The 22,028-nt window shown below is 38.4% G+C and carries 19 protein-coding genes; 7 read left to right on the forward strand and 12 right to left on the reverse strand.

What is annotated here, in order from left to right:
* Positions 1 to 234 precede the first annotated feature (234 nt).
* The 3 genes from UR08_RS06225 to UR08_RS06235 all read left to right on the forward strand — a co-directional run bounded on the left by UR08_RS06225 (position 235) and on the right by UR08_RS06235 (position 2,630).
* A complete protein-coding gene (locus tag UR08_RS06225; RefSeq protein WP_115752819.1) occupies positions 235 to 1,101 on the forward strand; it encodes a Cof-type HAD-IIB family hydrolase in 867 nt (288 codons plus the stop codon).
* Positions 1,102 to 1,124: 23 nt separating this feature from the next.
* Positions 1,125 to 1,946 carry a pyridoxine/pyridoxal/pyridoxamine kinase gene (pdxK, locus tag UR08_RS06230; protein ID WP_115752820.1) on the forward strand — a complete coding sequence of 274 codons (822 nt, stop codon included), beginning with the start codon at positions 1,125 to 1,127 and terminating at the stop codon, positions 1,944 to 1,946.
* A gap of 120 nt (positions 1,947 to 2,066) precedes the next feature.
* Positions 2,067 to 2,630: a DUF420 domain-containing protein gene (locus UR08_RS06235; protein WP_115752821.1), complete on the forward strand. Its 564-nt coding sequence runs from the start codon at positions 2,067 to 2,069 to the stop codon at positions 2,628 to 2,630.
* 51 nt (positions 2,631 to 2,681) lie between these two features.
* On the opposite strand, the gene UR08_RS06240 is transcribed toward UR08_RS06235, so the two are convergent.
* The 3 genes from UR08_RS06240 to UR08_RS06250 form a co-directional block, all read right to left on the reverse strand.
* Complete coding sequence (locus tag UR08_RS06240) at positions 2,682 to 3,587, reverse strand: alpha/beta hydrolase (RefSeq protein WP_115752822.1); 906 nt, start codon at positions 3,585 to 3,587, stop codon at positions 2,682 to 2,684.
* Positions 3,588 to 3,611: 24 nt separating this feature from the next.
* Positions 3,612 to 4,346, reverse strand: a complete 735-nt coding sequence (locus tag UR08_RS06245; RefSeq protein ID WP_115752823.1) for a metallophosphoesterase — start codon at positions 4,344 to 4,346, stop codon at positions 3,612 to 3,614.
* An 82-nt stretch (positions 4,347 to 4,428) separates the two neighbouring features.
* Positions 4,429 to 4,632, reverse strand: a complete 204-nt coding sequence (locus tag UR08_RS06250) for an Lmo0654 family protein (protein WP_115752824.1) — start codon at positions 4,630 to 4,632, stop codon at positions 4,429 to 4,431.
* 190 nt (positions 4,633 to 4,822) lie between these two features.
* On the opposite strand from UR08_RS06250, the gene UR08_RS06255 reads away from it, so the two are divergent.
* Together UR08_RS06255 and UR08_RS06260 are read left to right on the forward strand one after the other, a co-directional pair.
* Complete coding sequence (locus UR08_RS06255) at positions 4,823 to 5,707, forward strand: DUF975 family protein (RefSeq protein WP_115752825.1); 885 nt, start codon at positions 4,823 to 4,825, stop codon at positions 5,705 to 5,707.
* Positions 5,691 to 6,221, forward strand: coding sequence for a GNAT family N-acetyltransferase (locus UR08_RS06260; RefSeq protein ID WP_165849955.1), 531 nt, complete (start codon positions 5,691 to 5,693; stop codon positions 6,219 to 6,221). Before UR08_RS06255 ends, UR08_RS06260 begins: the two co-directional genes overlap by 17 nt.
* A gap of 49 nt (positions 6,222 to 6,270) precedes the next feature.
* Here UR08_RS06260 and UR08_RS06265 read toward each other — a convergent pair whose 3' ends face one another.
* From UR08_RS06265 to UR08_RS06285, 5 genes are all read right to left on the reverse strand, one after another.
* The gene (locus tag UR08_RS06265; RefSeq protein ID WP_115752827.1) at positions 6,271 to 6,924 is read right to left on the reverse strand and encodes a GntR family transcriptional regulator; all 654 of its coding nucleotides are present in this window, start codon (positions 6,922 to 6,924) and stop codon (positions 6,271 to 6,273) included.
* A 260-nt stretch (positions 6,925 to 7,184) separates the two neighbouring features.
* Positions 7,185 to 9,872: a YhgE/Pip domain-containing protein gene (locus tag UR08_RS06270; protein WP_115752828.1), complete on the reverse strand. Its 2,688-nt coding sequence runs from the start codon at positions 9,870 to 9,872 to the stop codon at positions 7,185 to 7,187.
* Positions 9,873 to 9,884: 12 nt separating this feature from the next.
* Positions 9,885 to 10,529: a GntR family transcriptional regulator gene (locus UR08_RS06275; protein ID WP_115752829.1), complete on the reverse strand. Its 645-nt coding sequence runs from the start codon at positions 10,527 to 10,529 to the stop codon at positions 9,885 to 9,887.
* Between the two features lie 18 nt (positions 10,530 to 10,547).
* Positions 10,548 to 11,504, reverse strand: a complete 957-nt coding sequence (locus tag UR08_RS06280) for a magnesium transporter CorA family protein (protein WP_115753735.1) — start codon at positions 11,502 to 11,504, stop codon at positions 10,548 to 10,550.
* Positions 11,505 to 11,659: 155 nt separating this feature from the next.
* Positions 11,660 to 13,048, reverse strand: a complete 1,389-nt coding sequence (locus UR08_RS06285; RefSeq protein ID WP_240616047.1) for a branched-chain amino acid transporter BcaP — start codon at positions 13,046 to 13,048, stop codon at positions 11,660 to 11,662.
* Between the two features lie 215 nt (positions 13,049 to 13,263).
* Between UR08_RS06285 and UR08_RS06290 the strand changes: the two genes are divergently transcribed.
* Positions 13,264 to 15,099, forward strand: coding sequence for an LTA synthase family protein (locus UR08_RS06290; protein ID WP_115752831.1), 1,836 nt, complete (start codon positions 13,264 to 13,266; stop codon positions 15,097 to 15,099).
* A 33-nt stretch (positions 15,100 to 15,132) separates the two neighbouring features.
* Here the strand turns inward: UR08_RS06290 and UR08_RS06295 are convergent, their stop codons facing one another.
* Together UR08_RS06295 and UR08_RS06300 are read right to left on the reverse strand one after the other, a co-directional pair.
* Positions 15,133 to 15,852, reverse strand: a complete 720-nt coding sequence (locus UR08_RS06295; RefSeq protein ID WP_115753736.1) for a DUF2238 domain-containing protein — start codon at positions 15,850 to 15,852, stop codon at positions 15,133 to 15,135.
* A 114-nt stretch (positions 15,853 to 15,966) separates the two neighbouring features.
* Positions 15,967 to 16,608: a redox-sensing transcriptional repressor Rex gene (locus UR08_RS06300; RefSeq protein WP_036070572.1), complete on the reverse strand. Its 642-nt coding sequence runs from the start codon at positions 16,606 to 16,608 to the stop codon at positions 15,967 to 15,969.
* Between the two features lie 303 nt (positions 16,609 to 16,911).
* Here UR08_RS06300 and UR08_RS06305 point away from each other — a divergent pair, with 303 nt between their 5' ends.
* Positions 16,912 to 18,873, forward strand: a complete 1,962-nt coding sequence (locus tag UR08_RS06305) for an ABC-F family ATP-binding cassette domain-containing protein (RefSeq protein ID WP_115752832.1) — start codon at positions 16,912 to 16,914, stop codon at positions 18,871 to 18,873.
* A 47-nt stretch (positions 18,874 to 18,920) separates the two neighbouring features.
* Here the strand turns inward: UR08_RS06305 and glmS are convergent, their stop codons facing one another.
* Positions 18,921 to 20,729: a glutamine--fructose-6-phosphate transaminase (isomerizing) gene (gene glmS, locus UR08_RS06310; RefSeq protein WP_115752833.1), complete on the reverse strand. Its 1,809-nt coding sequence runs from the start codon at positions 20,727 to 20,729 to the stop codon at positions 18,921 to 18,923.
* 412 nt (positions 20,730 to 21,141) lie between these two features.
* On the reverse strand, positions 21,142 to 21,969 hold the full coding sequence (locus UR08_RS06315) for a hypothetical protein (RefSeq protein ID WP_115752834.1): 828 nt from the start codon (positions 21,967 to 21,969) through the stop codon (positions 21,142 to 21,144).
* Between the last annotated feature and the right edge of the window lie 59 nt (positions 21,970 to 22,028).

The raw sequence follows: 22,028 nt of genomic DNA on the forward strand, positions 1-22,028 counted from the left end.
AACATCTATTTTTTGTCGTGAATGACCAAATATGGCTGTTTTTCTTGTTTTTTTGGATTTTAAAAAGAATTTTATCTTATTACGGCCTTCAATTTTATAGGTCCACTTGTCCTTACAATCTCACCATATAAAATTTGTAATTGCCTATTTTAGGTGCGCTTATATTACTGCAAATTTCCTCAAAAAGTGCTATGCTAGTGAAGGGTCAAGGAAAACACAGGAGGAATCTTATTTATGATCAAAGTTATTGCTTCTGACATGGATGGAACGCTTTTAAATTCTGATATCCGTGTGACGGAAGAAAATGTCAAAGCCATTGAATACGCACGCGGAAAAGGCATTCACTTTGTCCTTTGTACGGGACGAATGTATGATGATGCTATGCGTCTTATCAATGAAGCTGGTTTATTTGCACCTGCGATTTGCATGAACGGCGCTGAAATTCGTGATGAACACGGAAAAATTCAATTGCAACATGTTATCGACAAAGATCTTGCCAAAAAGACCTTTCAAATTTTGACTGACTTGGGTATGTACACCGAGATTTTTACTAACATTGGTCCGGTTACTGTCGATCGTGAAAAAGGCAAAGCTTTTATGATTGAGATGTTTCAAAAACTCCATCCAGAATCAACTGTCCAAATGATTACGGAACAAATTGAAAACCGTTTCGAGGCGAAAAACATTCATGAAATTAAAGATCCTGAACGGATTTTCAGTAATGACGAAATGAAAATTTTAAAATTCATTACTTTTTCCCCGGATCCTGACGTTTTAAAGCAAGCCCGCGAAGCACTGAATGTTTCAAATGAACTAGCGATTACTTCTTCTTTTTCGGATAATATTGAAATTACAAATCACGAAGCGCAAAAAGGAATTTCACTGCAATATTACGTAGAAAAACTTGGCGTTTCACTTGAGGAAGCTTTTGCAATCGGTGACAACATGAATGATATTTCCATGCTTAAAATGGCTGGGTATAGTGTTGCGATGGGAAATGCAGAAGATAAAGTTAAAAAGGAAGCCAAATTTATTACGACAACGAATGATGAAAATGGCGTCGCAGCAGCCATCTATAAAATGCTCGAAACCAATTCCTAAAAACTAATTTGGAGGGAACAAAAATGACAATCAAAAAAACGTTAACAGTAGCAGGCTCTGATTCGAGTGGCGGAGCTGGTCTTCAAGCTGACTTAAAGACGTTTGAAGAATATGGTACATTCGGTTTTAGTGCGATCACAACGATTGTAACGATGGATCCGGATAACAACTGGGCGCATGGGGTAACGCCGATTGATGCAGGTCTTGTTCGCGAGCAACTTAAAACCATCCTCTCTGGTGGCCCAGTAGACGCGATGAAAACAGGGATGCTTGGTTCTGTAGATATTATCCGAGCCACTCGAGAAGCAATAGATCAGTATCAACTCAAAAATGTAGTGATTGATCCGGTTATGGTATGTAAAGGGGAAGATGAACTTATTCAACCTGAAAATGCGGAAGCCATCCGTGATTTGCTTCTTCCAGTTGCAACTGTGACAACACCAAATTTATTTGAAGCTGGTCAGCTTTCTGGTTTTGGAAAACTTGAAACGGTTGAAGACATGAAACGTGCCGCTGAAAAAATTAATCAGCTTGGCGTTAAATATGTTGTTATCAAAGGCGGAAAAGCACTTGAAAGCAACAAAGCGATTGATCTTCTTTATGATGGCAAGGATTTCACAATTTATGAAGTAGAAAAAGTGGATACTGATTATAACCACGGTGCTGGTTGTACGTTTGCTGCTGCAATTACAGCGGGACTTGCAAAAGGAATGAACGTTCCTGAGGCTGTTCAAAAAGCGAAGGATTTTGTGACGGCTGCTATTCAAAATGGGTTTGCTTTAAACAAATTTATCGGTCCAGTTTGGCACGGCGCCTACAATCAGGCTGAAAAAAGAATTAAATAAATAGGCGAAAGCCTACTTAAAAAAAGCTAAATCGAATTTGATTTAGCTTTTTTTATTTCTTGCATCAACTATTTCATGTATAATAAAGGTGATTTGATTTTAAGGAGGATTTACATAACCATGGAGCAAAATAAAGAAAAGCTTTCCAAATCGACATCTGATAAAAATTATTTTTGGCCGATTATGATTTTTTCGGCAGTTGCTGTTGTTATCATCTTATTGTTATTCTTTTCGCCGATTGGCTATCAGGGAACGGTTCATTTTGATTTAACGATTTTACCACGTATGAACGCTATTTTTAATAGTTTTACTTTTGTATTCTTGTTAATTGCACTTTGGGCGATTGTAGTGAAGAAAAATATAAAACTTCATCGTGGCTTCATTTTAGCTGCTTTTACTTCTACACTTTTCTTTCTCGTTACTTATTTAAGCTTCCACTTTTTGTCTTCTGAGCCAAATACTTTCGGTGGAACTGGCTTTGTTCGCCCACTTTATTTTTTCATCTTAATCACACATAGTTTTCTTGCAGCTATTGTTGTGCCACTTGCTTTATTCGCTCTTGTTTGGGGCTGGACGATGCAAGTTCAAAAACACAAAAAGATTGTGCGCTGGACAATGCCAATTTGGCTTTATGTGAGCTTTACAGGCGTACTTGTTTATCTCTTTATGGCTCCTTATTATTAAACACTAAAAAACACCTGCCGAATTCGGCAGGTGTTTTTTACGACATCAAATTTATTTTTTAGCATTTGGAACAGTATCAAGATTAGCATCACTATCCCCTTTAATGCCATCTGGTAAGTTCCATAAAAAGCCACCGACAAGTGTATCGACTTCCGCATTTTCATGTAATCCACTATGTGTCACATCAGGCCCTGCAACAATTCGTTCTTGATAGGCTCCTTTTGGGAAAAAGGTTTTCGCATAGAAGACACTACTCACTTTGACTAAGCCATCGGAACCTGAATTATTTCGATTTCCAGCAATCGCTAGAACTTGGATATTTGTAGGGATGCTTGCTTTTTCTTTTACAAGAAGTTGTAAAGCTGCTGAACCAGCCTTTAAATCCTGAGCGGCTGGATCTTTTTGCAATTTAAAGTAACTCGCTTTATCAATTCCCGCAAAAGGAGTTGCAATCGCAATAAATTTTTGTGGCACTGGGTAAGCCGCATCAGCGGGTGTCTTTTCTAAGTAACTTAAAATCGCTAAGCCGCCCATCGAATGACCAACAAAATTAATCGTCTTGACTTGCTCGCGTTCTCGCAAATATCGCATTGCTTTTTGTAACCAAAGTGTTTGTTTTGCTAGGCTTGCTCGGTTATCTTCAAACAAAATTTGGACGGCCGAATCTCCATCTTTCTCGTATTTTCCGATTCCGCCAGAAACATCAAGTTTGCCATTTTCAGCAACAGCAATTCGCATTGCAATCTTCTTACCGCCAGCTTCGTATCCAAAACGATCTAACATGTGTCCAAACGAATTGGCCGTTCCTTTGTAGCCATGCACAAAAACAGTTGGAATTATTGTTTCTTTCACCTTCGCCTCGCTTTTTTCTTGTGCTTTCCAAAAATAAACGCCGAACACGGCTGCACCAATCAATAAAATGACGGCTAGTAAACCAAAAAACTTCGCTTTTCGCAAGGTGACACTTCCTTTATTTTTAAACTAGGAGCAATCACTTTGATAGGGTTCATCTTTTGAAACCATAAAGATTTTTGTAATTGCTTTTTCTTCCACGACGACAGCATTTAAACTCCCACCAAATACTGCCCCGCCATCAATATCCATTCTGGTTTGATCTTGAGACAACCAGATTCGGCTAGATCCATCACTATGTAAATTCTGAACAGGAGTATGCCCAAAAATAAAAACTTTCCCAGTTCGATTTTCTCCAAACAAAAAGGGCTCACGAATCCAGTAAAAATCACTAGGCTTCGTATCATACCAGTTTTTAGCGTTAAAATCAACTCCGGCATGAACAAAAACATATTGATTTATTTCATAGTAAAGCGGTCTTGAATCAATAAAAGCAATCAAGTCGCCCGACTCTTCCATAATTTTTGTTGCTAACTCTTCTGGAGTCGCAAATTCATCTACATTTTCAAGGAGAAGGGATTGAATTGTTTCCATGCCGCCTTGACTAATGTAATAACTCATCTTTTCGGCAGGGTTTTTCAACCAATCTAGTAACATCGCTTCGTGGTTTCCTTTCAAAACAACCACATCGGCTTCTTCATACAATTTTTTCACAAGTCGTAACACCGCTCCCGGATTCTCACCTCGGTCAATCAAGTCACCAACAAATAAAAGTTGCTCTCGTTCTCTGTTCCAGTTTTTGAGCATCTTCTCAAGCAGTGAAATTTCACCATGAACATCTCCAATCGCAAAAATCGGCTTCATCGCCTCTCCTCCTTTTCTTGTCAGATGGAACAAAAACGTCCAAGTGAAGCCGGACGTTTTCATTTTTTATCTTTTTCCTAAGTCAGTCAATCGGATCCTTACGAAGACGTTCCTCAATTTCTTCAATTTCACGACGAATGCTATCAAGGCGCATTTCTGAACTGTTGATCGGTCCATTTTGAAGCATTGGATCCTCGAATCCTGCTGGATCAGCTACAAGTTCTTGATATTCACGTCGCAACTCAATCAAGCGATCTTCCAAGTCTTGCCTGCTCTTCTCTTTCATTTTGCCACCTCCACTCTCGGAAACTCTTACCTTCCTTTTCCCCAAAAAATAAAAAAACAACCCTTTTTTTGAAAATTAATCGGCCAAATGGATAAAAATACGTTTTCACTGTATTTCGTGAACATTTTATGCTATTTTTAGGATGAACTTAACAAAAACTCTATAAAAAAGAAAGGAAGATGACAATATCATGCAATCCATTTCAGAACTACGTCGTTCTGCGCGTGAATCGCTACAAGGCAAATGGGGTCTAGCCATCGGGATATTTATCCTCAGCTATCTCATCATCGCTGCTGGAAGCTCCATTCTAGGATTTATCCCAATCCTCGGATGGCTTGCTAGTTTTCTTTTGGTAGGACCTCTTACAATTGGTGTCACTTGGTTCTACCTTTCCTTAAGCCGAAAAGAACGCCCAGATGTTGGCTATATGTTCAGTGGCTTTAACGACTTTGGTCGGACTTTACTTGCCTATGTGCTCGTTACACTTTTTACCATGCTTTGGTCGCTACTCTTGATCGTCCCCGGCATTATTAAAATGTATTCGTACTCACAGACCTACTATATTTTGCGTGACAATCCAGAAATTTCCGCGCTTGATGCCATCACAGAAAGTCGTCACATGATGAACGGCTACAAAGGAAAGCTTTTCGGGCTTTCTCTCACATTCTTGCTTTGGTATCTAATTCCAGTAGTTATTTTCATTATCGGAGTTGCCGTAATGGGAACCGGAGCTGCTTTTTCAGATGTGAGTTATTACGGACAGAGTGGTAGCTTTTCTGTTGTTTCACTAGGAGCCGTTCTTGGCGGAAGCTTCGTTTTGTTGCTTGGTTTTCTCGCCTTGGTTGCCGTTTCGATTTTCATCTATCCCTATTCACAAACGGCTTATGCAGGTTTCCACGACGATTTGTATAGCTTAGTTGAACAAAACTTAGAAGAAAATGACCCTTATGAAACAGGTTTCCAAGAAGAATTCGAACAAACCGAAGAACCTAGTGATTCTCACACTGAACAAGTCGATAACCACTCGCAAGAAACAAAAGAAAAAGATGACACCGAAAATGACAAAAACAAATAAGCTCCTTGTTTCCGGAATCAACTTTTCAATTCGACAAGCAACGCCTGAAGATGCTTCTTCCTTAGAAAAATTGATGCTTGAAATTGCCCAGTGGCTAAAAGATAAGGGCTCTACACAGTGGAATGAGTTGTTACAAGGAAAAGACGTTCATCATCTTATGCAAAAAATAACAGCTAACGAAGTTTTCCTTGTCAGTCAAAATGAACAAATTGCCGGAGCAATGATTTTACAAAACACGCCAAGCGATTGGGATAAATCACTTTGGCAAGAAAAAACCCATAAAAAAGCTTGCTATTTGCATCGCTTAATGGTTTCTCGTTTATTTAGCGGGTATCAGCTAAGCCTTGCCATGATTAAGTATGCGGAAAGTTTGACACGCTCAGAGCAAATTCCAAGATTACGACTTGATACGAAAAGCGATGTGCCTTTTCTAAACAAACTTTATCAATCAGCTGGCTTTACTTTAAAAGGAGTGCAAAAAGGCTATTCCCTTTATGAAAAAGTCTTATATTAAGCACAAAAAAGACTACCTTCATTTCAAGGTAGTCTTTTTAAATTTCAACTTAACGAAAAGCATTTGCGCCATAGCTTAAGAGAAGTGTCTTGATTTCATCACTAGCTTCTAAATAACGGCGTTCTTTTAACAACTCGACAATAGCAGTCAGTTGCTTGATATTATGTTCCCGCATTTCCTCGGAAAATTGGTTAATTGGATCTGCTGAGAAATAATTGATGTTGAAAAATACTTTTTTTGTCATTTCCTTGTAATAAGGATTTCCGGAGTAGTTGATCAAACGTAAGAAAAACTGGTGTTCATTAAAAACATATTCATCCATATCGCGTAAATAAGAAGCACGGTCCATTGATTGTATACATTTTTCAAGTTCATCAATATCAATTTCTTCTTCAGTTTGTTCAAGTTTTTCAAGAGTTGCCTTAATAAACAATTCAACCACTTCAAGTAACTGCACATAACGTGTGGAATCCACAAGGGTGTCTTTTACAACCACGCCGCTGTAAGTTCTGTAGTCCAAGATGCCTTCTGCAACAAGTGCTGTGATAGCTTTCCGAATTGGTGAACGGCTAACCCCTAGCTCTTTAGAAAGTCTTTCTTCCGTTAGATGTTCATTGGGCTTCAATTCACCATTCTTGATTTTTTCAATAACACTGTAATAAACAACTTTATCGAGGGTCTTATAGTCTCGTTTACTTTTCAATTTATAACGCTCCTTCAATCGGTGAACTTTCTCATATTATACCACATGCCGTAGCTGAAACAAAGCTGATTTTTTAGGCTTTTCAAGAATCCATCAAAAAAAACATCTCAAAAAACCAGATAAATGGTACATAGTTCCCATATACCCATGAAAAAGAACCCCAAAACGAATTTTTGACAACTTTTTGACACTTTTTCCATCCAAATAAATTCTTATTGTTTCTGATTTCTTTTTTGATTGTATACCAAAAGAAGTGATTATTAATGAATTAATTTACTTTGTTTTGCTTTTGCTGAAAGTTTCGGCACGATTCGATCAAGTGGTTTTTTCAGAAGTGTCCCAATCAAGATAAATAAAATCATAAAGCCAAGCAAGACAGCAATATCTAGATAAGCACCTGGCCAGTAAATCCCTCCTACACTTTCGCGAATTAAGTTCACCGCATACGTAAACGGTAAGAATGGATAAATGGCTTGGAAAAACGGTGGTGACACTTGAATTGGGAAGTTTCCACCTGCCCCAGAAATTTGTAGAACAAGGAGAATAATCGCAATTCCCTTTCCGACATTATTAAATAAAGAAACAAGCGTGTAAACAATCGTCATAAAGACCATGCTGATGAAAAGACTAAACAGTACATGCCAAACAGGTTCACGAATATAGACATGGAGTAAGAAAATATTTCCAATAGTCACTGTCAAAGCTTGTAAAAAACCAATAGAAAGAAAAGTTAAAAGTCGTCCAAAATAGCGATGAATGTTCGTGAAGATGCCACCTGGAACCTCAACATCAACCCGGAGAAGTGAAATCACAAGAAGAGCCCCTACCCAAAGACAAAGCGCCGTGTAAAACGGTGAAGAAGCAGAGCCGTAATTTGGAATCTTGTAGTATTCGGTTTGATTAAGCTGTACTGGGCTCGCGATAAAGTCACTATCCTTATCGGCATCATTACGAAGAAACGAGATAATTTCTTGCAGATTATATTCTTTATCAAAATCGTTAATCTTAGAAGCCGCTTGGTTGATGGCTTTTTCAAATGTAGGAAGTTCGTTCCTCGAAAGGTCAGCTGCAATCGTTACGGCCTTTTCAAGTTCGGGCATTTTTTCTTTAATCAACTGAGAAGCATTTTTCAACTCTTTTTCAAGATGCGGTAAGTCATTCCGAACAAAATCTCCAGCACGATGTAATTTTGTCTTAATCGCAGGAAAATCATTTTGATAAAAGATTGCTGCTTGATTGATTCCAGAAATCACTTGATCTAATTTCGTATCAATTAACTGAGAAGTTTCCTTCAAGATTTTTTCAATTTCTGGAAGCTTCGCTTGAAATTCTTTCAAATACGTTTGACCCGTTTGAAGGGTCTTTTTCGAATTCGCGAGTACATCAGCAATCTCAGGCAATTTCCCTTGCGCCGTTTTCAAGAGTTCACGCGAGCTTGTCAAGTCCTTTTTAATTTGACTAAGCCCCGCCTTAATTCTTGGAACAATCGTACTATCATATTCTCCAAGAATTTGGTCCAGCTTGCCGCTAACTTGTTTCGCCTCACTATTTAAGCGATCTACGAGCTCTTTTGTTGGTTGTTTACCCGCCTGAACATCTTGCTTCAACTTCTCAACTGTCTCTTTTTGTTCAGCTAATACTTGTTTCATTCCCGACAAATCAGAAATAAAACTATCTAAAGGGTGATTCGGAAGGGTATCATTGAGCTCCGTTAAAAGATCAATTTGCTTAGTGAGTATCTCTTCCAGGTCCGCCATTTGTTTTTCAATTTGATTTAGCGCCTTTAAAGCTTCCTCTGGAGTCAAATTCCCATTTTTAAGATCATCCGTAATCGCAACAACATTATCTGCAACTTGTTTCATCAGCGTCAAATTAGTCTTGATTGCCGGCGCCACCGTATCAAAAGAAGCATCCACTTGATCTGCAAATTTCGATACTTCACTCGCATATTTGCTACCATCTGCAGCAATTTTTTTTACTTCTGGAAGCGCCGCTTCCGCCGTATTAATAATCCCAAGCGCTTGACTAGATTCATCTAAGGCATCATTCAGCGTTTTCTTCACCGTACCAAAATTTGCCGCTACTTCGTTAATACCAGCTGCCACTTTGCGAATTTCAGGTATCTTCGTTTGCAGCGTTAAAATTTCTCCACCCAGTTCATCCATTTTAGGAATGGCCGCTTCCACTTTCAGCAACTCAGATGCAGCTTCATTTAGTTCCGGTATGCGGTCACTCAGTTCTTCGACTTGTGCTGCTTTTTCTTTGATATCCGGAAGTTTCAACTCAATTTTCTGCGCTTCTTCTCCCATTTTGTTCATTTCTGGAATAGCATCCTGAACCGCAAAAACTTTATTTTTCACCTTTCGAATAGTTGGTAGTTCATTTTCAAGGTCAATCCCAGCTTTATTAAACTCGGCAAGTACAGACTTACTGACCGTTCCAACAAACTCACTACTAATTTGATTCACAATTGTTGAAGCTCCTGCGTCTGTCATCTTGGGTGCTATCGCATTGATTTTTTCATTTACCGAATAATCGATCTGTGGTTTCTTCGCATCATCTGTCACAACAGATACCATATCCTTCGAAAAATCTGCTGGGATGTGGATAGCCGCATAATATTTGCCGCTTTTTACGCCCTTCTGCGCTTCGTCGTTGCTGACAAAAGTCCATCCTAGCTTATCATTTTTTTTCAAGTTTTTCTTGAGTTCCGTCCCTACATTTACCGTTTGGTCTTGTCCAGGAACAGAAACTTCCGCACCTTTATCATCGATGGAAACTGCTACCTTAATCCCCTTGGTATTCGAATATGGATCCCAAAGCGCTTCAATGTTGAACCACGCATAAAGCGAAGGCAAAATAATTAGAGCAACAACAAGGAGAAGTGCAAGTGGCGCTTTAAAAACTCGACGCCAGTCTAAAATAAAAATTCCAAGTACTTTTTTTATTTTAATCTCCTCCTATCTAAATGTTTGTACAATAAATTTATTAATTAATTCTTTCACGTCTTTTTTAGCTTCCTCATAACTTTCGTTCTGCAGATTTTTTAGAACTGAATTCATTCCTTTTTCCGTTTCTTCAGCCAGAATAATCGGCAATACTTTGATCTCCTTCTGAGCTTTTAAATCAAAGTCACTCTCGAGCATTTGAATAAAACGATCTGCATAACTATTTTGCATGTGGTGAACAAAGCTTTTTAACGAATCAAACAAAACTTCCATATAAAGATCTTCGTGTTTTTTCTGCAAGTGTTTCCGAAGCATTTCTTTTTTTTCTTCAAAAATTTGAGCATCAAACGGGATTCGTTTATTTTCTAATTTAGAGATTGTTTGAAGCACTAGCATTTCGACAATTTCAAGCAGAGAAACAAAATGCCCCGCCGACATTTCACTTTCAATCACGGTAGCTCCTCGATTTGCTTTCGTTTCAATCAACTGTTCAGCTTCAAGTTGTGCGAGCGCCTTTCTGACAGGCGTTCTCGAAATATTTAGCTCGCTTGCGATGGACGCTTCAGCAATGTGATCGCCAACTCGCAATTTCCCACTTAAAATTTTTTCTTTAATCGTGATGTAAGCTAATTTTTCAAAGGTTTCTTTTTCGGGCACTCAAGCCTTCCTCCTTCATTAAAAATACTTTTTCCGCCAAAAAATAAGTGTCACAACAAGTGTTACGACGAGTGTAAAAATCATGATCAGAGAAAACGCGTGTGCATATTCTGCAAAGGGTAATTTTACATTCATTCCGTAGATGCTTCCAATAATAGTAGGGAGCGATAAAATAATCGTAAACGACGTCAAAAATTTCATGACCATGTTCAAGTTATTGGAAATAACAGAAGAAAAAATATCCGACATTCCACTAATAATCTGTGTATACGTATCTGTCATTGCAATCGCTTGTTTGTTTTCAACTAGTACATCTTGCAGCAAGTCTCGATTTCCTTTATCCCACATGAAGTGTCCAAAGCTCGCAATTTTATCTAACGTTGCTTTATTAGATTGCAAAGCAGTAGCAAAAAATACAAGGCTTTTTTGGACCGCCATAAACGCATACAGTTCTTCATTTTTTATAGATTGCTTAATTCTTAGCTCCAACTGATTAGTTGAACGAATAATTTCATTCAAATAACGCAAATAATAAAACGATACCGCGTAAAGAATAGTAAGTAAAAACTGTCCGCGTTTTCCAGTATTATAATATTTTTCAGTCTTATCCGTACCAATATTTTCTAGCACTGGTGTCTTCTTGAGCGTGACAGTCATAATCATTTCATGCGTTAAGATAATTCCAATCGGCAAAGTTTCATACATTTTATAGCCAAGTTCATCTTTAGAAGCATACGGGCAATCAACAATAACAAGCGAATGTTTAAACGTTTCATCCAATCGCTCCATTTCTACCCGAGAGCGTTCTTCTGTATCAAGTGCATCGAAAAAATAATCACGTGGAACCCCATACTTCTCACATAGCTGATAAATCTCTTCATTTGTTGGCGCCGTCACTTTGATCCAACAGTTTTCACTTGGTTTATCAATCTGTTTGATTTTATTCTGATCACCTGTCTCAAAGAACTCAATCATATTTTTCCCTCGCTTCATAAAATCTCTACTTCTATATTAGCAATTTTTTCGCGCATTGTCCCATCTTTTTTGTTCATTACGACAGATGCTATCTTATCACTCAATACAAAAAGATGCAAAGACGTTTACTAAAGCAAACATCTTTGCACTCTCTATTATTTATTCAGCTGACTGTGCCTCTTTCCATAAGAGAAATAAATGATTAATCCAATCGCGAACCAAATACTACATACAAGCCATGTAAGAGGTTGGAGACGCGTCATTAAAAACAGACAAAGTAAAGTAGATATGATTGGTAAGACGGGATAAAATGGTGTTTTAAAACCTTCTTGTGAAACTTCTTTATTTTTTCTAAGGAATAAAATTCCAAACGAAACCATCATAAAGGCAAATAGTGTTCCCATGTTGACAAGTTCCGCCAAGCGACTTAAAGGAACAACACCTGCAAAAAAGGCAATAATCGTTGAATAAATCCATGTATTTTTCACAGGCGTATGATGTTTTGGACTTACTTCTGCCATCATTTTGGGTAGCAAGCCATCACGGCCTAGCGCATAAACAAGCCGTGTTCCACCATAGAGCATGACAAGAATAACAGTCAACATACCGATAACAGCACCAAGTGAGATGACACCAGCCACCCAGTTTTGATCAATCAATTGTAAAGCAAAAGCAACTGGATCAGAAACATTTAAATTCTTATATGAAGCAATCCCAGTAAGGACAACCGAAACTGCCATGTAAAGCAGTGTACAAACAAGTAATGAACCGATAATCCCAATGGGCATATTTCTTCTTGGATTTTTCACTTCCTCAGCAGCACTAGATACAGCATCAAATCCGAGGTAAGCAAAGAAGACAAGCGCTGCCCCGTTTAAAACACCAGAAAAACCAAATGGCATGAAAGGTTGCCAGTTCGATGGTTTAACATAAAATACGCCTACAATAAGGAATAACAAGATAACGCCAATTTTAAGAAATACAATCATTGTATTGACACGTGTTGATTCTTTGATTCCGCGCGTTAATAAGAAAGCCACTAAAAAAACAATTAAAATAGCTGGAATATTAATATAAGTGCCGTTTGCTGGATCAAAAGAATTAGAAAATGCAGCTGGTATCTCAATGTGGAACCCTCTCAGAAAAGCATTTAAATAGGAAGACCAGCCACTCGCAACAGAAGCCACTGCAAGCCCGTATTCAAGCAAAAGCGCCCATCCAAGTAGCCAAGCGATAAATTCGCCAAAAATCACATACCCATAGGTATACGCACTTCCCGCAACTGGTACTGCCGATGCAAATTCTGAATAGCACATCGCTGCAAGTGCACAAACGATAGCAGCAATAACAAAGGAAAAGACAATAGCTGGACCAGAATGAAGTGCAGCAACAGTTCCAGGTAAAATGAAGATCCCAGTTCCAACAATCGCTCCTACACCTAGTAAAATTAAATCAAACCCATTTAAGGTTTGCTTTAATTGAATGCTCCCACTTTTATTTTTATGAATTAAATCATGAATCGGTTTTTTTCTGAAGATGGACAAACTTTTCACACTCCCTTTACACGAATACAACTTTTTTCTATCATACATTTTTACACATTAAAGTTCAATAGCATTAAAGAAATAAAATTATTTTTGTTTTCTTTCAAATTGGCGAGAATATTTGTACTTACATCGGGTTTGTTGTAAAATAACTTTAACTGGAAAAGTTGCCTTCGTGCAAATCCATTATTTTAAAATAGAAAGAGGCTATAGCATTGCTAATCATTTATCTACTTTTGATCGTTGGCCAATTCGCATTTGCTTATTTTCAAATCTTTCAAGATCCAAGTTTTCTTAGCTTCATAGCAGATTTGGCTTTCGTTTTTCTCATTCTTCTACTCGTTCATGCATTTGTAAAAGAACGTTATCATGTTTATGTTTATGCTGGACTCACCTTTATTGTCGGTGTACTCATGTTGGTATTCGTTTTATATAGTCGCTTCTATCATGAAATTCCGACATATCACAGCTTCTCATTAATCGGAGAAGTCGGCGTTGTAAAAGATAGCGCCTCAAGTTTATTAAAATGGTATGACTGGCTATTCTTTGCTAACTTGTTGCTTTTGCCTGTCGTTCTTTATTTACGACTTAAAAAGCATGTTTCCTTTAAGTCGTTTCGAATCAAACGTAACTCGTTTGGGGCTATTGTTTCCATTTTAGTTTTACTGATCGGACTTTTCACTTATGACATGATGAACAAAAATATTATTAGTGATACAAAACGTGCGGAAAAAATGGGAGTTTTTACTTTTAATCTCGCCACGGCATTTACTGGAACCGCCCATGTTCGCGCAGCCGATTTAAATGCCGAAAATGTTCAAAAATTAAAGGGCGTTACGCCTAAGAAAAATCCTAAATATTTTGGAACTGCTAAAGGAAAAAACTTAATCATTATTCAGCTTGAATCATTGCAGCGTAATCTGACAAGTGTCAAAATCAATGGTAAGTCAATTACGCCAACGCTTGACAAATTGCAAAATGAAACCCTTTATTCGGATTCCTTTTTCCAAACTGTTTCAAAATCAAACACGGCTGATGCGGAATGGTCCGTTTATACTTCTACTTTCCCAAGTGGTTATTATACCAATACTCAAACTTATGGAAATCGAGTGATTCCAGGTTTACCTCGTGTTCTTGGAAAAAAAGGTTATACATCAGCGACTTTCCATACGAACGATGCAAGTTTTTACAACCGTGAAAATTTCTATCCAGCTGTTGGTTTTGATAAGTTTTATGATCGTTCATTCTTCGGAGATGAAGACAAAATTGGATTTTCTGCAAGTGATGAAGTCTTGTATAAAAAATCACTACCTGTCCTTGAAGAGCACTATAATAATAAAGAACCTTTTTATGCACAACTGATTTCTGTAAGTTCACACATGCCGTTTAAAATCCCAGAGGAAAAACAAACATTAACACTTCCAGCAGATCTTGAAGGCACTGAACTTGGGGATTATTTCCAAGCTGTACATTATGCGGATACACAACTTGGCAAATTCATTGACGAACTAAAAGCTAAAGGAATTTGGGATGATTCTGTTGTTGTGATGTATGGGGATCACCATATTATTGACACAACAGCGCTTCCTGATAATCAAAAGAAATATATCAATCGTTCCACGGAACTAAAAGCCCAACCAGCCGATGATTACCGGATTCCATTTTTCCTTCACGCTCCAGGAATTGAAAAAACTGGAAAAATTAATAATATTGGTGGGGAAATTGATGTGATGCCAACTGTTTTAAATTTACTCGGCATTAAATCGGACAACCAAATTATGTTCGGGGAAGATATTTTAAATTCTAAAACCAACTTTGTTCCAGAACGCTACACGATGCCTGAAGGTAGTTATTTCGCTAATGATTATATGTACGCACCCGATGAAAGCTTTGAAACCGGGAAAGCTACACATTATAATGGTTCGAAAATGCCATTAAATGATGCCGTTAAGGAACGCTTTGATGCGAGCCGGAAGCTGCTGCAATACTCAGATAGCTACGTGGAAAATTTCCCGAAACAAAAAGATGAAGAAAAGCAAGACGAGAAGTAAAAAACCGCGTTTCCGAGTGGAAACGCGGTTTTTTTATTTGTCTTTCTTCCAATTTTTCCGTTTGAAAGTAAATTGTTTCATCCAAGGCAAGCCCTTCTTCAGCGCAATGTAACCGATAATTGCAATCACAAGTGCGCCTAAGATATCCACGATGATATCCCCCATTGTATCTGCAAGTGCAGCACGTCCGACGTATGGCGTTCCTCCTGATGTTTCAAATCGTTGCATGTTGAGCCCAAGCAAGCCATCAAAAGTGTATTCATAGACTTCCCAAAATGCGCCAAGCGTAACTGCGAAACAAAAAGAAAATACGGCAACAAATCCTGGTTTCATTTTTAAGACAACATTTTCATTGAAATTCAGTAAACTGACAAAAGAAAAACCAATTGCCCCTAACATCGCACCACTGAAAATGTGCAAAATTTTATCCCAATATGGAACGATCGAATAAAATTTTTGAATCGTACCAAGATAAATCGATCCGTAAAGGAAGATAATAAACAGTAAGTACACCAAACCAGGAATTTCAAACTTAAAGCTTCTTGCAAGAATCGACGGAAGTGCCAAGATCAAAATTCCTAAAATAATTTCAACTAGTAAGAAGATATAGTCACTTTGTAAGGTTACTTTTGGGCCGTGTACGGGTTGCTCGACAGGCGCGGTGAAAATTTCAAATACCGTGAAGACAAGTGACACCGCCATTGACGCAAAAATAAATAGCGCCACCCACTGCGTCCAATTCAATTTTTTAATCCAGTTCATTCTTTTGTACCTCCCAATCATTTTAACAAGGCTCTTCGCCTTTCTTTACCCAAAAATAGTCAGAAAAAAACCGACATGATCTCCTCATGCCGGCGCAAAAGCGTTTTAATTTTTGGAAGGATAGTTTTCCAAGAAATAAATAAGCGTTTGCAGTTCCGTCGTTAAATCGATATGATGAACGCGAACTTGTTTAGGAACACTGATTCTAGCTGGCGTAAAGTTTAAAATCCCTTTCACGTCTGCTTCCACTAGTTTGTCCACTGTTTCCTGAGCTTCGTCAGCTGGAACCGTTAAAATGACTACTTCAACTTGATTTTCCTTTAAAATTTCTTCCATATCATTCAAATGATAAATCGGAATTTCTTGTTGAACTGTACCCACTTTGGCCGGGTCTACATCAAATGCTGCACAAACACGTATATTATTATTTTTCATGAAGTTGTAGTGAAGCAGAGCCATCCCAAGATTTCCGACTCCGATAATAGCCACATTGGTTTCTTTATCTTGACTAAGCGTTTTACCAAAAAAATCAAGTATGTAAGAAACATTATAGCCATATCCTTTTTTCCCTAAAGCCCCAAAGTAAGAGAAATCACGACGAATCGTTGCAGAGTCGACTTTCACAGCCTCGCTTAGTTCAGCAGAAGAAACACGCTCCTTGCCTGATTCATAAAGATATTTCAAATAACGATGATAAAGCGGTAAACGCTTCGCCGTCGCCTGTGGGATTTTTGTTGTTTCATCCATGTTCTTCAATCGTCCTTTCTACCTTAAAATTCACTTTTTGACTACAATTCTGCAGTTAATTTAGTCTGAAACTGTTCTGACTTTCACAATGCTTGCTTTTCTACTATAAACATTTCACAAGCAATGCACAATCTTTTTGCTCAAAAAACTTAAAAAAACAACTTAATCCGTTAATTTAAAAGATTCTTCTGTTTTATTTTACCGTAAAATCACAAATAAAGCTAACTTTTTCACATATTTTTTTATGTGATTGCATGAAATACTGCTTTAAGCTAAACTAATAGAGAGATGGGAGAGAGAAAAATGATTCTATTACAAGCACAACAAATTGCAAAATACTTCGGTGCAGAAGTCATTTTAGAAAATATTAAACTCGAAGTGAAAACGAACGATCGGATCGCGCTTGTCGGCCGAAACGGTGCAGGAAAGTCAACACTTCTAAAAATACTTGCTGGACAAATTGGTTATGATGCAGGAACCATTTCGCATCCAAAAAATGTTCAGATTGGCTACTTGGCACAAAATACAGGACTTGAATCTAGCAAAACCATTTGGAATGAAATGCTTGCTGTGTTTGATGACTTAATTGAACTTGAAAAAGAAATTCGTGCGATGGAGCAGCGACTTGCGGATGCAAGTTTATATGAAGATCCTGAGTCTTCAAGACAAGCTCTTGAAACATATGATAACTTGCAACACCTTTTTAAAGAACGTGGCGGTTACACGTACGAAGCGGAAATTCGCTCAATCTTGAATGGCTTTAAATTTTATCAAGAAGACTATGATAAGCTCGTCTCTTCACTGAGCGGTGGGCAGAAAACTCGGCTCGCGCTCGCCAAATTACTTTTATCGAAGGAAGACTTGCTGATTCTTGATGAACCGACTAACCACCTTGATATCGAAACGCTTGCTTGGCTTGAAAATTACTTACAAAACTACTCGGGTGCGCTTTTGATCGTCTCACATGACCGCTATTTTCTCGACAAAGTAGTGAGCCAAGTCTATGAAATCAGCCGTACTAAAACGCAGCATTATCCTGGGAACTACAGCCGTTACTTAATCTTAAAGCAAGAAAAACTAGAACGAGAATGGAAAGAGTTTGAAAAACAACAAACTGAAATTGGAAAACTGGAGGATTTCGTTGCCCGTAATTTGGTTCGCGCTTCAACCACTAAACGCGCTCAGAGTCGTCGCAAAAAGCTTGAAAAAATCGAACGTCTTGACCGGCCCGATGGAGCAGAAAAAGCGGCTCACTTCGGTTTCCAATTTGAACGGGCTTCGGGAAACGATGTTTTGTTTGTTGAAGATCTTTCAATTGGCTATGAAAAAGAAAAAACCGTTTCGAAAAACTTAACATTTGAAATCAAACGCCAAGACAGCATTGCTCTTGTTGGACCAAACGGGGTTGGAAAATCAACACTGCTTAAAACACTAATTCAAGAGCTATCCCCGTTAAGCGGAAGTTTCCGATTCGGGACTGGTGTAAAAATCGGTTACTACGACCAAGAACAAGCAAAACTTTCTTCAAACAAAACCGTACTTCTTGAACTTTGGGATGACTATCCAGAGTTAGATGAAAAAACCATTCGAACAACGCTTGGTAATTTCCTTTTTTCTGAAGATGATGTCTTAAAACTTGTATCAACATTGAGTGGTGGAGAAAAAGCGCGACTTGCCCTTGCCAAGCTCACGCTGTTAGGAGCCAATGTGCTGATTCTAGATGAACCGACCAACCACCTTGATATTGATAGTAAAGAGGTGCTTGAAGCAGCTTTAATTGACTTCGCGGGAACGATTCTCTTCGTTTCGCATGACCGCTACTTTATCAACCGAGTAGCTTCTAAAGTTGTTGAACTTAGTTCAGAAGGCGCTCGCGTTTACCTTGGTGATTACGACTACTATCTTGAAAAACTAGCTTATGAAAAAGAAATCGCTCAACTTGAATTCGAAGAGAAACTTCAAGCGGGGCAAATTGAAGAAAAAAGTATTTCTGGAAGTAAAGAATCCTATCAAAAAAGCAAAGAAAATCAAAAATTGTTCCGTCAAAAAACAAGAAAACTTGAAGAAATTGAAACCGCAATGGAAGATGCCGATGGTAAAATTGCAGAACTTGAACAACTTTTAACGCAACCTGACGTCTTTAACGATCATGAAAAAACGCTTCAAATTACAGAAGAGCTGGATAGCATAAAACAAGTAGCTGAAGCACTAATGGAAGATTGGGAAACGCTAAGCGTGGAAATTGAAGCACTGACTGAAGAATAAAAAACAAGCTCACGGATAGATAATCATCCGTGAGCTTGTTTTTTTATTTATTCAACGGTTACACTTTTCGCCAAGTTCCGTGGTTTATCCACATCACAATCCCGGTGAAGTGCTGCATAATAGGCTAGTAGCTGACAAGGAATAACGCTAACAAGCGGCGTTAAAAGTTCGTGCACATGCGGCAAAATAAGCTGATCTCCAGGTTGTTCTAAGCCTTCCATCGCAAATACACAAGCATTCGCCCCACGTGCTAAAACTTCATTGACATTTCCGCGAATATTCCAATTGATATTTTCTTGCGTAATGAGCGCAAAAACAGGCGTTTCATCTTCAATAAGCGCGATCGTTCCATGTTTCAACTCACCGCTTGCAAACCCTTCTGTTTGAATATAGGAAATTTCTTTTAGCTTAAGTGCCGCTTCCATTGCTACAAAATAGTCAACACTCCGACCTATGAAGAAAGCATTGCGTGTTGTCGCTAAAAACTCGCCAGCAATATGCTCCACAAGTTCTTTACTCGAAACCATAGCTTCCATGGCTGTTGCTGCAATTCCAAGCTCTGATACAATATCAAATTGGTTGGCTGCTTCGTTTCCGCGAGCGCGCCCTGCTGCTACCGCTAAAATGCTTAACACGGCCACTTGCGCTGTATAAGCTTTCGTTGAGGCTACCGCAATTTCAGGACCAGCATAGAGATACATGGCTTGGTCTGCTTCTCGGTCAAGCGTTGATCCCGGTACATTCGTAAGCGTAAGCGTACGGTGCCCCATTTCTTTCACCTTCACTAACACTTGGCGACTATCCGCCGTTTCCCCACTTTGCGTGATAAACAAGAATAACGGTTTTTCAGAAAGTAGCGGCATATTATAACCAAATTCACTAGAAATATGAACTTCCACTGGAATTTTAGCCAACCGCTCGATTAATACCTTACCGACATACCCCGCGTGGCTACTTGTTCCACAAGCGATAATATAAATACGATCGGAAGCAAGAATTTCGTCAAGTACAGCTTGATCAACAGAAATGTCTCCCTCTTCATTTTGATAAGACTGGATGATACGGCGCATCACAGCTGGCTGTTCATCGATTTCTTTTAACATATAATGCGGATAAGTTCCTTTTTCGATGTCAGAAGCATCAATAGTTGCTGTAAATGGAGCGCGTTCCACTTCTTCACCATCAAGTGTTTCAATTTTAATTTGATCCCGGCTCAAAATAACAAGTTCTTCATCTGCAATTTCAATAAATTCACTTGTTTCTTTTAATACAGCCATTGCATCACTTGCAATAACATTAAACCCAGTACCTACGCCAATTAAAAGCGGACTTTTATTTTTAGCTGCAAAAAGTGTATCTGGCTGCGTTTTGTCGATCACACAAATTGCATAAGAACCATGAAGCAGTTGTAAAGTTTTACGCATAGCTTCACTCGTTTTCATACCCTCTTGCGCAAATTTTTCAATCAGTTGAACGATAACTTCTGTATCTGTATCGCTTTTAAACTGAGCACCCTCTAAGTAAGTTTCTTTGAGAGAAGCATAGTTTTCGATAACTCCGTTGTGCACAATCACAAAACGTCCCGTTGCACTTTGATGTGGGTGAGCATTTTCTTCACTTGGTTTGCCGTGAGTTGCCCAGCGCGTGTGACCAATTCCAACTTCACCAAAAGCTTCACTTCCCACTTTTTTGCGCAAGTCAGCAATCCGTCCTTTTTCTTTAATCACCGTCAATTGTTCATGATCTAGTAAGGCGATGCCCGCCGAATCATAACCACGATATTCTAATTTTTCAAGTCCATTTAGTAAAATTTCTTTCGCATTATTTCTTCCGATATATCCAACAATTCCACACATAACAAAAAGCCTCCAATTAATTTAAGACAGACGAATCCAATTTCCTTACTGCCTTTATTTTTCACGTTTCCTTGGAGGGTATTTCGCATGTTCTTTAGCGCTCTGTTCAACCAGTCACCTGATTGGTTTGTAGCTAAAGCATAACGACTGCATGCACAGCCGGGAGACTCCCGCCGAATTCTCGATTAATCTCCTCCTCGTCAACTGATTTCAGATAAGCTGGAATTTCACCTGCTTATTTATAGACTGCAATCAGTTCTGGCGCTTTTATTTACTTGTTAACGATCCTCCTTTTTCAGTATTCAAGGAAACTTCCCTAAGTTTACAATAAAATGTATATGTCGTCAAGCCCTACAATTAGTCATCCTAATAAAATTGGTCTATACAAAAAAGAGCATAATGCCAGCTAGCATTATGCTCTTTTTTTTCCAACTAATTGAAATACACCTGAAAGTGTGGCAAATAAAGCAATTAATAAATAGATACCAAAAATACGATTTTCTCCCTCAGCCAGTTTCAAACCATTTTTAGCCGCATAGCGCATCCATTCGTCAAACCAGACATAATTCATCAAGTAAATAAAACCAATTCCCAAAACGATTCCTGCCAGAAGATAAGAGCCTTTTTTGAAAGTGAGAATTGCTGCCACTAAAAGTAAAACAGCACTTAAGCTTGCGATAATCATATCGAAATTTGTATTAAAGCTGAAAGTAGCGCTATCCTTTGACGGCCGATTATATTCAAGGATGAGTGAGACTAGTGCCCAAATGGCGAGACTTGCAGCAAGAAATGCAGTCACTATACCTGAAATGCGCCATTTCGTCTTCCACTTTTCCACTTGTACGTCAACACTCGTTGATGTATCACCTCGGATAAATAATAAAAATACAAATAAAAGAATTGAAATAGCCATTAAAGTGACGCCGGTATATTCAAATGGAAAGTCATCACCCCCAAAATTTTCCAACAATTTAAATTGGTAAAAATAGGTTGATAGCCCATGGAAAAGTGCGAACGCGAGCAAGACTACAAGGGCAGGAATTCGAACGGGATTTTTCTTTAAAAGTAAAAAGCCAGATCCAAAAAGTAAAATCACAAAAAGACCCGTTACCCACTGATTCCATACGAACGAATACTCTTCTTTAAAATAACTATAAACCGCACTCAAAAAGCTGTGAAACTGTGTAAAGCCAAGCATAAAAATAACACTCGCGCTTATTTTTCGAGCTCGCTCTATCATTTTTTCAAATCCCTTCTAAATAAAAATCCCGCTACCGAAAACGCGATAACGGGACTTTG

This window comes from Listeria kieliensis (genome assembly GCF_003369925.1).
In the GTDB taxonomy this organism is placed as follows: Bacteria; Bacillota; Bacilli; order Lactobacillales; family Listeriaceae; genus Listeria; species Listeria kieliensis_A.